The sequence below is a fragment of the Brevundimonas sp. GW822-FHT03E11 genome, from assembly GCF_058801445.1.
The window spans coordinates 100,360-113,217 of record NZ_JBXANG010000001.1; the positions used below are offsets into that span (position 1 = coordinate 100,360).

Here is a 12,858-nt window from a genome sequence, read left to right on the forward strand (position 1 = left end):
CGCGAACAAGAAGGTGGAGGAAACCAATGGCCCGCGCTCCCGAAGACAGCCCGCCCAAGCCGGGCGCGCCCCGCGCCGAGCCGACCGCCAAGAGCCCGCGAAAGGCGGGACGCCCGACCTCGGCCAAGCCCCGCCCTTCAAAAGCCAAGACGGCCCCCAAGGCCGCGAAGGCCGCGAAGGCCGACGCATCGGAGGCTGCGGCCTCCGCCGCTAAGCGCGGTCCCAAGCCCGCTCCGGCGGATACGAGGCCGCCCGAAACCGAGGACGTCGCCCCGCCCTTCGGCGCCGACCAGGCCCAGTTGATCGAGACTCTGTCGATGAACCTGGCCAAGGCGGCGATGATGGCGCAGGGCGCCTTGGCCGAAGCCGCCCTGTCGCAGGCCGACCGTCCGGCGGCCTTGTCGCCCGACCCCTTCAACATCGCGCCCGCCCTGACGTCGATCATGGGCGGTCTGGCGGCGCGCCCCGAAAAGCTGTTTCAGGCCCAGGCCGATCTGTTCGGCCGCTACATGGACCTGTGGGCCGATACGGCGCGTCAGGCGGCCGGCGAACCGGCGAAGCCCGCCCCCGCCGACAAGCGGTTCAAGGATCCGGAATGGTCCGAGAACCCGATGTTCGACCTGATGCGCCGCTCCTATCTGCTGACGTCCGACTGGATGAACGGCCTGATCGCGGGGGTCGAGGACGTCGATCCGGCGGTGAAGCGGCGCGCCCAGTTCTTCACCCGTCTGCTGACGGACGCCTTTTCGCCGTCGAACTTCCTGGCGTCCAATCCCGTCGCCCTGAAGGCCCTGGCGGAGACGAGCGGCGAATCGCTGGTGAGGGGGATGCAGAACTTCGCCGCCGATCTGGAACGGGGCGCGGGATCGCTGCGGATCAGCCAGGCGGACTACGGCAAGTTCGTCGTCGGCCAGAACGTCGCCACCGCGCCGGGGCAGGTGGTCTGGCGCGACGATCTGTTCGAGCTGATCCAGTACGCCCCAGCGACAGAGACCCAGCACCGGATTCCCCTGCTGATCTTTCCGCCCTGGATCAACAAATTCTACATCTTGGATCTTCAGCCGGGCAATTCCCTGATCCGTTGGCTGTCCAGCCAGGGTTTCACCGTCTTCGTCTGTTCCTGGGTCAATCCCGACCGCGACAAGGCGGGCTACGGATTTGACGACTATCTGGACAAGGGCGTCTACCGCGCCGTCGAAAGGACGCTGGAGCAGGCCGGGACCGATCGGCTCAACGCCGTCGGCTATTGCATCGGCGGCACATTGTTGGGCGCAGCCCTGGCCCATATGGCGGCCAGGGACGATCAGCGGATCGCCGCAGCCACCTTCTTCGCCGCCCAGCACGATTTCGCCGAGGCCGGCGACCTCCTGCTGTTCACCGACGACCACTGGATCGCCGAGATCGAGCGCCAGATGGACGCCGCCGGCGGCGTCCTGCCCGGCGCGGCCATGGCCGACACCTTCAACGCCCTACGGTCCAATGACCTGATCTGGTCCTTCTTCGTCAGCAACTATCTGTTGGGCAAGGATCCGCCCGCCTTCGACCTGCTGTTCTGGAACGCCGACCAGACCCGGATGCCCAAGGTCCTTCACCTGGCCTATCTGCGCCAGATGTACGGGGCCAACGCCCTGGCCCAGGGGGCGTTCAAGATCGGCGGGCTGACAGCGGATCTCTCCAAGGTGACAATCCCCCTCTATTTCCAGGCCAGCCGAGAGGACCACATCGCCCCGATGAACTCGGTCTATCGGTCCGCCAAACTGTTCGGCGGCAAGGACGTCACCTTCACCCTGGCGGGCTCGGGCCATATCGCCGGGGTCATCAATCCGCCGACGGCGAAGAAGTATCAGCACTGGACCAACGCCGAACTGCCCGACACCCTGGCCGAATGGCAGGCGGGCGCGGTGGAGGCGCCCGGCAGCTGGTGGGAACACTGGGCGGCCTGGCTGCGGGCGCGATCGGGCGAGCCCGTCGCGGCGCGCGATCCGTCGGCCGGCCCCCTGCCCCCGCTTGAACCCGCCCCCGGCGCCTATGTGAAGGTGAAGTCTTGAACCGTCTGGAACCCAACCTCATGCTGGCCTTCAGCACGGGCGTCGCCCTGGCGCTCTTGATCATGACGGCGACGGCGTTCGGAGCGCCGGGCCAGGCGGCGAAATATCTGATCACCGCCGTCGTCTGTTCGGCCCTGTTCGTCGCCTTCAACGGCGGGATGAATCGGCTTCTGAAACGCCCCACGCCCCAGCCGATGATCCATCCGGCCTCCGCAGCCTCCGCCGTCTGGGCCGGCCTGTTTCCCTTGGTGTTGATCTTCGCCGCCGCCGCGCCGGTCTTTCTGCCGGGTCATGACTATGGCCTCCTGATCCTAATCGCCTCGGTTTGGTTCGGCGTGGCGGTCGATTCCGCCATCCGGGCCAATCGAGCCTAGGCCGCAACGAACCTCAGGGCCGCGCCGTTGTTGCAATAACGCAGTCCGGTCGGGCGGGGACCATCGTTGAAGACGTGGCCTTGGTGTCCCAGGCAGCGGGCGCAATGATATTCCGTGCGAGGAATGCCGATCGCAAAATCGCGCTTGCGGCCGATGTTGGCGCCCATGACCTCATAGAAGCTGGGCCAGCCGGTGCCGGACTCGAACTTCCAGCTCGAGCGGAACAGGGGCAGGTCGCACCCCTTGCAGACGAAGGTCCCCCGTCGATGCTCATCGTTCAAGGGACTGGTGAAAGGACGTTCGGTCGCCTCATGCCGCAGAACCCGCCAGGCGGCGTCGCCCAGCCGCCGCCGCCATTCCGCGTCCGAAATCCGGCGATAGGGCGAGGCGGCGTATTGGGCCTCGCCCGCCGCCGTAGGCTCTGGCGAGCAGGCGGCCAGGGCGAGGACGCCGGTCAAGAGGCTGCGGCGATGGGGGAGCACGGACAGGGTCATGCTCTCAGTACGAAGGCGAGTCGGAAAAGGTTTCTCTCCCGTCCTCCAAGCTCAGTTCAGCCCGGTCGCCTCATCCAGTCCCAGCATGATGTTCAGATTCTGCACCGCCGCGCCTGACGCCCCCTTGCCCAGATTGTCCAGCAGGGCGACCAGGCGCGCCTGCTCTCCGCCCCGGTCGCCGAAGACGTGAAGACGCAGACGATTGGTGCCGTTCAGGGCCTCGGGTTCGATCCCCGTCAGGGCCTCGGTCTCTTCCAGGTCGGCGACCTCGACGAACGGCTGGCCCTCATAGGCTTCGACCAGGGCGCCGTGCAGCCGCTCGACCGACGGCGTCTCCGGCAGGGCGGACAGATGCAGCGGAACCTCGACCAGCATCCCCTGGCGATAGTTTCCGACGGCGGGAGCGAACAGGACGGGGCGCGACAAGCCCGAATGTTTGGTCATCTCGGGCACATGTTTGTGCTTCAGCGTCAGGCCGTAGGCGCGATAGGCGGTCGAGGCGTCGTCGGCCTCGAACTCGGCGATCATGGCCTTGCCGCCCCCGGAATAGCCGGACACCGCATTGACCGTGACCGGCCATTCGGCCGGGACCAGCCCGGCCTTCACCAAGGGCCGCATCAGGGCGATGAAGCCGGTGGGATAGCAGCCGGGATTGGACACCCGTGTCGAGGCGGCGATCGCCGCGCGCTGGTCCGCATCCATCTCGGCGAAGCCATAGGTCCAGTCCGGATCGACCCGATAGGCGGTCGAGGCGTCGATCACCTTGACTGACGGATTTTCGATCATGGCCACCGCTTCGCGCGAGGCGTCGTCAGGCAGACACAGGATCACCGCATCGGCCGCATTCAGCGCTTGGCGCCGTGCGTCCACATCGCGCCGCCGGTCGCCCAGCAGCATCAAGTCCAGATCGCCGCGCGCCTCCAGTCGCTCGCGGATCTCCAGTCCGGTGGTGCCGGCTTCGCCGTCGATGAAAATGGTGTGGGTCGTCATAGGCTGCTCCTTGGCCGTCCCGCTCCTGCCGGAGGAGATGGGCAAGAAAAAGGGCGCTCCGGGTTTCCCCGAAGCGCCCCAAATCCAAACCGCGTGAATGCGATCAGCGCTTCGAGAACTGGAAGCTGCGGCGAGCCTTGGCGCGGCCGTACTTCTTGCGTTCGACGACGCGGCTGTCGCGGGTCAGGAAGCCGTGCGGCTTCAGAACCTTGCGCAGTTCCGGTTCGAAATGCGTCAGGGCGTGCGACAGGCCGTGGCGGATGGCGCCGGCCTGGCCCGACAGGCCCGAACCTTCGACGGTGCAGATCACGTCATACTGGGTGGCGCGGTCCGACACGGTCAGCGGCTGGGCGATCATCATGCGCAGCACGGGACGGGCGAAATACTGCTCCTGGTCCTTGCCGTTGATGGTGATCTTGCCGGTGCCGGGCTTCACCCAGACGCGGGCGATGGCGTTCTTGCGCTTGCCGGTCGAATAGGCGCGGCCCTGGGCGTCCAGCTTCTGGACATAGACGGGGGCGTCGTTCTCGGCCGAGGCGGTCAGGCCCTTCAGGGCGTCGAAGCCGGTCGCGGTTTCGTTGGTCACGTCGGTCATGCTCAGACGCTCCGGGTGTTCTTGGGCGACGCCGACTTGAAGTCGATCGTTTCCGGTTGCTGGGCTTCGTGGTCATGCTGGCTGCCGGCGAACAGACGCAGGTGCGTCATCTGCTTGCGGGCCAGGGGGCTTTCCTTGGGCAGCATCCGCTCGACGGCCTTCTCCAGGACGCGCTCGGGGAAGCGGCCGCCCAGCACCTTCTCAGGCGTGGTCGACTTGACGCCGCCGGGGTGGCCGGTGTGGCGGTAGTAGATCTTGTCAGTGTTCTTCTTGCCCGTGAACACCACCTTGTCGACGTTGGTGACGACGACATAGTCGCCGCAATCGACGTGGGGGGTGTAGTCGCCGCGGTGCTTGCCGCGCAGACGGTTGGCGATGAAGGTCGCGAGGCGGCCCACGACGACGCCTTCGGCGTCGATGTGGATCCACTTCTTCTCGACCTCGGCCGGCTTCAACGAAGCCGTGGTGCTCTTCAGCATTGAGAGGATTCCTGGAGACGAAAATCGGGTTCGGCCCCGAGGGAACCGAATGAAGGCGCGCTGATACAGGAGGGCGACGACGGCGTCAATCCAATCCAGGACATCCAGATTGCGCCATCCATATGTAAATAAACATCTTTTCTCATAAGGTATTAAAATACCAGTACTTACGGCGTCCTTTTGTTATGAAATAACAGTCGTCGTCATCAAACCATGATCATTCGGAGTCATTGGAGGCCGTTCCTTGGAGCCCTCCCATGATCCTTCATCGCCGCAGCCTCATCGCGTCTAGCGCCGCTCTCGCGTTTTCCGGCCTGGCCCGCAATGTCCACGCCGCCGAAGAGGAAACCTACCTCAATGAGGTCGTCGGCTACGGCCCGCTCAAGCGCGACCCCAACGGGGTGCTGGACCTGCCCGAAGGCTTTTCCTACCGCATCGTCTCCCAGGGCGGAGAGACCATGGCCGACGGCCTGCTGGTTCCGGGACAGTTCGACGGCATGGGGTGTTTCGCCCTGGACGACACTCGCGTCGCCCTGGTCCGCAATCACGAACTGAAGGGCTCCTCGGCCAGCCACCGCAACTGGGGCCCAGGCGGCTATAATCAGGAACGGATCGGTCGGCTGGACGCGAACCGCGCCTATGACACCTATAAGGACGGCCGTCCCCTGCCCGGCGGCACGACCACCGTCATTTACGACCTGGCGACCGGCCGCACCGAGCGCCAGCACCTCAGCCTGGCCGGCACCAGCACCAACTGCTGCGGCGGCCAGACGCCCTGGGGCTCTTGGCTCAGCTGCGAGGAGACCAGCGAACTGCCGGCCGACTCGGACGTGACCAAGGACCACGGCTACGTCTTTGAAGTTCCCGCGCGCGCCGAGGGCCTGGTCGATCCGATTCCGTTGAAGGCCATGGGGCGCTTCGAACATGAAGCCGTCTGCGTGGATCCCCGCACCGGCATCCTCTATCTCACCGAGGATCAGGGAGACGGCCTCTTCTATCGCTTCCTCCCCGATGCCCCGGGCGAACTGGCCAAGGGCGGTCGGCTGCAGGCCATGGTCCTGCGCGGGCACAACGGGGCCGACACCTCGAACCACAAGGACCGGATCTGGTCCGTCGGCGACTGGCGCGAGGTGGAGTGGATCGACATGCACGAGGTCGAGAGCCCCAAGGGCGATCTGCGGCTGCGCGGCCATGCCGAAGGCGCCGCCCTGGTGGCCCGCGCCGAAGGCATCTGGTGGGGCGACAATGAACTGTATCTGACCGCCACCTCGGGCGGGCCGATCCAACGGGGCCAGATTCTGCGCTATGTCCCCTCGCCGGAGGAAGGGCGGCCCGGCGAAAGCCGGCGGCCCGGGCGCGTGCAGTTGTTCGTCGAGAGCACGGACCTGAAAACGCTGAACATGGGCGACAACATCACCATCGCGCCCTGGGGCCATCTGATCGTCTGCGAAGACAACTATTCGACAGAGGTCAAAAACCACCTGAAGGGGGTCACGCCCGAAGGCAAGCTCTACACCCTGGGGCGCAACGTGTTTCAGGGAAACTCTGAGTTCGCCGGGGCGGTCTTCGCCCCCGACGGCCGAACCCTGTTCGTCAATATTCAGTATCCCGGCCTGACCGTGGCGATCACCGGACCATGGTCCTCGGTCCGGACATGAAGATCCGGGGCTGAGCCCGCAGCACCAGCCAGAGGTTCGCCGTCGCCGCCGCCAAGACGACGGCGGCCCCGGCCTGGTGCAGAACGCCCAGCCACAGAGGAACCGCATGGATCAGGGTGGCGATCCCCAGGACCGCCTGGCCCCAGACCACCCCGGCCAAAACGAAGGCCGCCAGCCCCATCCCCTCGGCCACGCGCCAGCGCCAGGCCTGAAAGGCGTAGATGCTGACGGCGATCAGCAGACCATAGGCGACCAGACGGTGGTTGAACTGGGTCAAGGCCTGATCGTGCAGGAAGGCGACGGCGCCCAGGCTCCAGTCCGCAGGCGGCAGGACGGAACCGTTCATCAGGGGCCAGTCGGTATAGACGAGCCCGGCGTGCCCGCCCGCCACCAGGGCGCCCAACAAGCATTGCAGGAACACCAGACCCAGCAGGAAACCGGCGCCGCGCGCCCAGCCGGCCGGAGGGCGACCGTGGTCCTCACCGTTCCAGGCCTCCAGTCCGGTCCAGATCAGGGCGGCGAACAGGATCAAGGCCAGACCCAGATGGGTCGCCAGACGTTCGGGTGCGACACTGACCCGCTCGGACAGACCGCTTGAGACCATCCACCAGCCGATCAGCCCTTGCAGACCGCCGAGGCCCAGCAGCAGGACGCAGCGCCAGATCAGTCGATCCGGCACGGCCCATTGACGAAAGATCGAGCGGGCGGGCGCGATGCGGCACAGCAGAAACACCACAAGCGGAAGAGCGAACACCACACCGATCACCCGCCCCAGCAGTCGATGCACCCATTCCCACCAGAAGATGCCCTGAAACTCGGCCAGGCTCATGCCGGCGTTGACCTGGGCGTACTGGGGAATCTGCTTGTACTTCTCGAACGCCTCGGCCCACTGGGCCTCGTTCAACGGGGGGATGGCCCCCATGATCGGCTTCCATTCGGTGATCGACAGACCCGACCCGGTCAGGCGCGTGACCCCGCCCACCACCACCATCAGAAAGACCAAGGCCGCCGTGGCGAACAGCCACACGGCCACGGCGCGGTTACGATCTGGATTTCCGAAACGGTTCATTCGACGCCCGACACTGACCCGGATATGGTGTCGCCTTCGACCGTGACCAAATCGCGACCGAGGCGGTATGCCCCGCCAAGGCCGCAAGATCGAGTCGGATTGAGATCATGACGTCCTCCCCGATGGGGCTGACAGGGAGAAGATGCGTGTTGCAATACGCCGACATCGGCGCCGCCCTTCTGGGCGGCCTGCTTCTGGCCTGGATCGCCGACCTGCTGACCGGACGGCGGGGCTTCGGCGGCGCCAGCCTGGTCTCGGGCGTCGGCCTGGCCTGCGGCTGGTTCCTCGCCGTGCGGGTGTTTGCGGTCAGCACCCTGGACAGCTGGGTCTGGGTCCCTTGGGCCCTGACAGGGTCGGTCGTCTGTCTGGCGACCTTCTTCCTGTTCAGGAACAAGCGCTGATGCCGCCGCGGGCGCGTCGGTTCATCGCCGCCGTCGGCGTCCTGGCCTTTCTGGTCTTCTGGGTGTGGGGCCTCATCGCCCTGCGCGGCCTTTTACCGCCCTCGCCTTGGATCGACTTCCTGTTTTTCGGGATCGGAGGCACGGCTTGGGGACTGCCGATCATCCCCCTGCTCAGATGGGCGGAGCGCGGCTGAGCCTGCTCAGCCGCGCCCTGCTGTTCGCGTTCTCTTCAGGTCGAGGAACCTGCGAGCGGCTTCACCTGCGGCTTTGCGGCCGCCGGATCGCGGCGAGGCCGGCGCCCAGCCAGAGCCAAGACCACGGCCGCGCCGATCGCCGAAATGATCGACCCCCCGATCACGCCCAGCTTGACCTCGATCTGCTCAGGGGAGTCCACCGCGCCCGGAAAGGCCAGGACGCCGATGAACAGGCTCATGGTGAAGCCGACCCCGCACAGCAGAGAGACCCCATAGACCTGAAGCCAGCTGGCGTCGGTCGGACGCGCGCCGATCCGCAGGGCCGAGGCCAGCCAGGCGGCGCCGAAGACGCCGATCTGCTTGCCGAAAAACAGACCCAGGGCGATCGCCACGACCAGGGGGGCGAAGGCCTGTTCCAGCGACAGGCCGGCGAAGGACACGCCGGCCTTGGCGAAGGCGAACAGCGGCAGGACGAGGAAGGCGTTCCAGGGATGGAGGTCGTGCATCGCCTCCTTCAGCGGGCTTTGGCGGTCTTCCTTGCGCGCCTGGATCGGAACGATCATCGCAAAGGCCACAGCCGTGAGCGAGGTCGAAAGACCGGACAGAACCGTCAGATACCAGACCGCCGAAAAGCCAAGCACCCAGAAGGGGGTCGGAACGCGAATCCTGTGCGCGATCAGGCCGAAGGCCGCCAGCAGACCCAAGGCCCAGAACAGTGGCGTCCAATTCGCCCCTTCACTGAACAGCAAGGCGATCAGGGCGATCGCGCCGAGATCGTCGACGATCGCAAGGGTCAAGAGGAACACGCGGAGCGACGAGGGCAGCCCCTTGCCGACGAAGCCGAAGATCGCCAGGGCGAAGGCGATGTCCGTCGCCAGGGGAATGGGCCAGCCCGCGTGCGGCGCCCCCATCGTCATGGACAGGAACAGATAGACCGCCGCAGGCCCGGCCATCCCGCCCAAGGCCGCCAAGACCGGCGTCGCCAGCTTCCTGGGGTCGCTCAATTCGCCGCGAACGATCTCATATTTGATCTCCAACCCCACGACGAGGAAGAAGATCGCCATCAAGCCTTCCTTGATCCAGTCGGAGATCGTTTCCTCCAGACGGATCGGCCCGATCTGGAGCACGTGATAGCTCTTCAGCCAGGCGAAATAGTCGGCGCTCCAGGGCGAGTTCGCCACCAGCAGGGCGGCGACCGCCGCGAGGGCCAGGGCCGAGCCGGACGCGGCCTCGGTCTTCAAGAAATCTAGGGTAGGTTTACGCGCCACGGCGGCCTCCGATCATCGAATGAAGCTGTCGTGACGCCAGGTTATCGACGGGCGTCGGACCGGATTCACCCGAACATCACAGGCGCCGGCCTGGTCGCGGGGAGGCGACCTGATCTCTGCGGTTCATCATAATGAGCCGAGAACCGGGTTCAAGCCGAAGGCGGCCGAAAAAGACCCGCGTGGGCGCAAAAGGAAAAGGGGCCGCCAAAAGGCGGCCCCTGAACCCGTCATCGACCTGTGTCGATGGTCGGAGCGACAGGATTCGAACCTGCGACCCCTTGACCCCCAGTCAAGTGCGCTACCAGGCTGCGCCACGCTCCGAAGGCGCTCCCTATAGACGCGGGTTTCGCGCGCCGCAAACGCAAAAACAGGTTTTCCACCTAGCTTCTAAGAACAGCGTCCAGTCGGGCCTTGGCCTGTTCCAAATCCATCAGCACGACATTCAGCCGCTCAGTCACGCCGGTCAGGGCCGGCAGCCTTGGAATCAGGGGCTCAGCCGGGGATTCGGCGTCGCGCGCCTCCATCAGACCGGCCATGTCCGCGCCGACCAGGGTCTTGAGCCCCTGCTCCTTGTGCAGCCGTTGCACCCCGCGGATGGTCAGGCCGTCCTCATGCAGCAACCGCCGAACCGCCTTAAGCACGGCGATGTCCTGGGGCCGGTAGAATCGACGTCCACCGGCGCGCTTCACCGGCGTGATGAAGCTGAACTTGGTTTCCCAGAACCGCAGAACGTGCTGCGGGGCTCCGACCTCCTCGGCCGCCTCAGAAATGGTGCGGAAGGCGTCGGCGCTCTTGGCCAAGCGAATCAGGCCTCGACGACGGCGTCGTGAACCCGGCTCTTCATGATCTGAGAGGCGCGGAAGCTGATGACGCGACGGGGGTTGATCGCCGCCGGTTCACCGGTCTTGGGGTTGCGGCCCATGCGGGCCCGCTTCTCACGCACCTGGAAGACGCCGAAACCCGACAGCTTTACGGTATCGCCCTTTTCCAGGGCCTCCACGATCAGCTCCAGCGTCCGTTCGACCAGGGACGAACACTCCTGGCGGGACAGACCGACCTCTTCATGCACGGCTTCGCAAAGGTCGGCGCGCGTTACGGTGTGGTTGCCCATCATAGTCCCGTCTGGAAACGATCTTCTGGGCGCATAGGGGCGCAAACTTCTCAGAAAATCAATGCCCGGCGCAGCGGTTAAAGCCTCAAGGCGCAGGCGCCCCAGGTCAGGCCGCCGCCCATGGCTTCCAACAGCACCATGTCGCCCTTCTTGATCCGCCCGTCCTGGATCGCCGCATCCAGCGCCAGGGGAATTGAGGCGGCGGAGGTGTTGGCGTGAAGAGCCACGGTCGAGATCACCTTGTTCTCGTCCAGACCCAATCGGTCGCCGACGCCCTTGATGATCCGCTGATTGGCCTGGTGCGGCACGAACCAATCGACGTCGGCCACCTCTATCCCGGCGGCCTCACAGGCCGCAGTGATGCCTTCGGCGATGTTGACCACCGCATGGCGGAACACCTGATTGCCCGCCATCCGCAGATGGCCGACGGTTCCGGTCGACGCCGGCCCGCCGTCGACATAGAGCAGGTCCGTTTTCGACCCGTCGGCGCGCAGGGCGAAGCCCAGCATGCCCTGGTCGGCGGCCGTCCCCTGCCCCTCGCGCGGCTCAAGCACCACGGCGCCGGCGCCGTCGCCGAACAGGACACAGGTGGTCCGGTCGGTCCAGTCCATCAGCCGCGTCATTTCCTCGGCGCCGATCACCAGGGCGCATTTCGACAGGCCGCGGGCGACGAAGCCGTCGGCGACGCTCAACGCATAGACGAAGCCGGAACAGACCGCCTGAACGTCAAAGGCCACGCCGACGCCGGCGCCCAGCTTGTGCTGAACGATGGAGGCGACGGCGGGGAAGGTCATGTCGGGCGTGGTCGTCGCCACGATGATCAGGTCCACATCCGCCGCCGTCTTGCCGGCGTCGGCCAGGGCCTTCCTGGCGGCCTCGACCGCGAGATCGCTGGTCGGCTGGTCGTCGCGCGCCTTGTGGCGCTGTTTGATCCCCGTTCGCTCCTGGATCCATTCGTCGGAGGTGTCGACGATCTGGGCCAGGTCGGCGTTGGTGACGATCTGCTCCGGCAGGTAGGAGCCGACGCCGGTCACGGCGCTGCGGGTGACGCTCACTGAAGGGGTTCTCCGGCGGGGGCGGCGGGCGGGCTGGAATGGTCGAACACGGCGTCCAGCTTGCCCAGATTGGCGCCGACCTTGGTCATATAGTCGCTGCGGGCCAGATCCACCGCGATACGGATCGCATTGCCGAATCCCTTAGCGTCGGCGCCGCCGTGGCTCTTCACCACGATCCCGTTCAGCCCCAGCAGGGGGCCGCCGTTGATGGCGCTGGGGTCGATCTTCTCGCGCATCTTCTTCAGGGCCGGCATGGCGATGGCGGCGCCCAGCTTGGCCTGTAGATTCGAGGTCAGGGCCTCGCGCAGCAGGGCCGATATATAGCGGGCCGTGCCTTCGGCCGTCTTCAGGGCGATATTGCCGGTGAAGCCGTCGGTGACGACCACGTCCACCGTGCCCTTGGCGATGTCGTCGCCCTCGACGAAGCCGTAATAGTTCAGATCGAACGGCCCGTCGCGCAGGATGGCGTGCGCCTCCTTGACCTGTTCGTTGCCCTTCATGTCCTCGGAGCCGACGTTCAGCAGGCCGATGGTGGGCCGCGCCACCCCGCGCACCGCCGTCTGGAAGGCCTCGCCCATGATGGCGAACTCGACCAGCTGCTCGGCGTCGCTGCCGATGTTGGCGCCGACGTCCAGAACCGCCGTATGGCCCTTGAAGGTCGGCCAGCTGGCGACGATGGCCGGCCGCTCCAGGCCCGGCGCCGACATGCGCAGAATCAGTTTGGAGATGGCCATCAGGGCGCCGGTGTTGCCCGCCGAGACCATGCCGCGGGCCTCGCCGGTCTTCACCGCCTCGACGGCGTTCCACAGGCTGGAGCCCTTGCCCCGGCGCATGGCCTGGGCGGGCTTTTCGTCCATGGCCACGATCTTGTCGGTATGACGGATGTCGACCGTATCGGTCGGCAGGCTGCAATGCGCCAATTCGGCGCGAATCCGGGTCTCGTCCCCATGCAGCAGGAAGCGGGCTCCCTCCCCGCCATGGGTGCGGACATAGCTCTGGATGCCCGGAACGACGACGGATGGGCCGAGATCGCCGCCCATGGCGTCAAGCGAGATCGTAACTGGGGCTGGCAAATGGACCTCGACTAGCCGCGTCGTCTTGTCGCACGACACTTGATATAGG

Annotated in this window: 15 protein-coding genes and 1 tRNA gene; 5 read left to right on the forward strand and 11 right to left on the reverse strand. The window is 66.1% G+C overall.

What is annotated here, in order from left to right; genetic code table 11:
- The first annotated feature begins 26 nt into the window (after positions 1 to 26).
- Positions 27 to 2,048 carry a class I poly(R)-hydroxyalkanoic acid synthase gene (gene phaC, locus AC1RKE_RS00520; RefSeq protein WP_348683699.1) on the forward strand — a complete coding sequence of 674 codons (2,022 nt, stop codon included), beginning with the start codon at positions 27 to 29 and terminating at the stop codon, positions 2,046 to 2,048.
- Entirely contained in the window at positions 2,045 to 2,422 is a 378-nt protein-coding gene (locus AC1RKE_RS00525; protein ID WP_228184286.1) for a hypothetical protein, read from the forward strand. The genes phaC and AC1RKE_RS00525 overlap by 4 nt, the downstream gene beginning before the upstream one ends.
- Here AC1RKE_RS00525 and msrB read toward each other — a convergent pair.
- The 4 genes from msrB to rplM form a co-directional block, all read right to left on the reverse strand.
- On the reverse strand, positions 2,419 to 2,916 hold the full coding sequence (gene msrB / locus AC1RKE_RS00530; RefSeq protein ID WP_054765952.1) for a peptide-methionine (R)-S-oxide reductase MsrB: 498 nt from the start codon (positions 2,914 to 2,916) through the stop codon (positions 2,419 to 2,421). The genes AC1RKE_RS00525 and msrB overlap by 4 nt on opposite strands.
- Positions 2,917 to 2,967: 51 nt before the next feature.
- Positions 2,968 to 3,906 (reverse strand): N-acetyl-gamma-glutamyl-phosphate reductase, encoded by a 939-nt coding sequence (gene argC, locus AC1RKE_RS00535; protein ID WP_054765953.1) that lies wholly within the window; start codon positions 3,904 to 3,906, stop codon positions 2,968 to 2,970.
- A 103-nt stretch (positions 3,907 to 4,009) separates the two neighbouring features.
- Complete coding sequence (gene rpsI, locus AC1RKE_RS00540) at positions 4,010 to 4,501, reverse strand: 30S ribosomal protein S9 (RefSeq protein ID WP_054765954.1); 492 nt, start codon at positions 4,499 to 4,501, stop codon at positions 4,010 to 4,012.
- Between the two features lie 2 nt (positions 4,502 to 4,503).
- On the reverse strand, positions 4,504 to 4,980 hold the full coding sequence (gene rplM / locus AC1RKE_RS00545; RefSeq protein WP_054765955.1) for a 50S ribosomal protein L13: 477 nt from the start codon (positions 4,978 to 4,980) through the stop codon (positions 4,504 to 4,506).
- Positions 4,981 to 5,237: 257 nt separating this feature from the next.
- Here rplM and AC1RKE_RS00550 point away from each other — a divergent pair, with 257 nt between their 5' ends.
- Complete coding sequence (locus tag AC1RKE_RS00550; RefSeq protein WP_183217299.1) at positions 5,238 to 6,638, forward strand: alkaline phosphatase PhoX; 1,401 nt, start codon at positions 5,238 to 5,240, stop codon at positions 6,636 to 6,638.
- On the opposite strand, the gene AC1RKE_RS00555 is transcribed toward AC1RKE_RS00550, so the two are convergent.
- The gene (locus tag AC1RKE_RS00555) at positions 6,607 to 7,707 is read right to left on the reverse strand and encodes a COX15/CtaA family protein (protein WP_152950369.1); all 1,101 of its coding nucleotides are present in this window, start codon (positions 7,705 to 7,707) and stop codon (positions 6,607 to 6,609) included. The two genes, AC1RKE_RS00550 and AC1RKE_RS00555, sit on opposite strands and share 32 nt — an antisense overlap.
- 146 nt (positions 7,708 to 7,853) lie before the next feature.
- On the opposite strand from AC1RKE_RS00555, the gene AC1RKE_RS00560 reads away from it, so the two are divergent.
- Both AC1RKE_RS00560 and AC1RKE_RS00565 read left to right on the forward strand, forming a co-directional pair.
- Entirely contained in the window at positions 7,854 to 8,108 is a 255-nt protein-coding gene (locus AC1RKE_RS00560) for a transglycosylase (RefSeq protein ID WP_224760946.1), read from the forward strand.
- Entirely contained in the window at positions 8,108 to 8,302 is a 195-nt protein-coding gene (locus tag AC1RKE_RS00565; protein WP_054765959.1) for a DUF2842 domain-containing protein, read from the forward strand. The genes AC1RKE_RS00560 and AC1RKE_RS00565 overlap by 1 nt, the downstream gene beginning before the upstream one ends.
- A 35-nt stretch (positions 8,303 to 8,337) precedes the next feature.
- On the opposite strand, the gene nhaA is transcribed toward AC1RKE_RS00565, so the two are convergent.
- From nhaA to plsX, 6 genes are all read right to left on the reverse strand, one after another.
- Positions 8,338 to 9,570 carry a Na+/H+ antiporter NhaA gene (gene nhaA, locus AC1RKE_RS00570; RefSeq protein WP_054765960.1) on the reverse strand — a complete coding sequence of 411 codons (1,233 nt, stop codon included), beginning with the start codon at positions 9,568 to 9,570 and terminating at the stop codon, positions 8,338 to 8,340.
- 244 nt (positions 9,571 to 9,814) lie between these two features.
- A tRNA-Pro gene (locus AC1RKE_RS00575) sits at positions 9,815 to 9,891 on the reverse strand.
- 59 nt (positions 9,892 to 9,950) lie between these two features.
- On the reverse strand, positions 9,951 to 10,370 hold the full coding sequence (locus tag AC1RKE_RS00580) for a MerR family transcriptional regulator (protein WP_201462735.1): 420 nt from the start codon (positions 10,368 to 10,370) through the stop codon (positions 9,951 to 9,953).
- 5 nt (positions 10,371 to 10,375) lie between these two features.
- Positions 10,376 to 10,681 (reverse strand): integration host factor subunit alpha, encoded by a 306-nt coding sequence (locus tag AC1RKE_RS00585; protein WP_054766969.1) that lies wholly within the window; start codon positions 10,679 to 10,681, stop codon positions 10,376 to 10,378.
- 77 nt (positions 10,682 to 10,758) lie between these two features.
- Complete coding sequence (locus AC1RKE_RS00590) at positions 10,759 to 11,736, reverse strand: beta-ketoacyl-ACP synthase III (RefSeq protein ID WP_152950515.1); 978 nt, start codon at positions 11,734 to 11,736, stop codon at positions 10,759 to 10,761.
- Positions 11,733 to 12,809 carry a phosphate acyltransferase PlsX gene (plsX, locus tag AC1RKE_RS00595; protein WP_395942197.1) on the reverse strand — a complete coding sequence of 359 codons (1,077 nt, stop codon included), beginning with the start codon at positions 12,807 to 12,809 and terminating at the stop codon, positions 11,733 to 11,735. Before plsX ends, AC1RKE_RS00590 begins: the two co-directional genes overlap by 4 nt.
- Positions 12,810 to 12,858 lie beyond the last annotated feature (49 nt).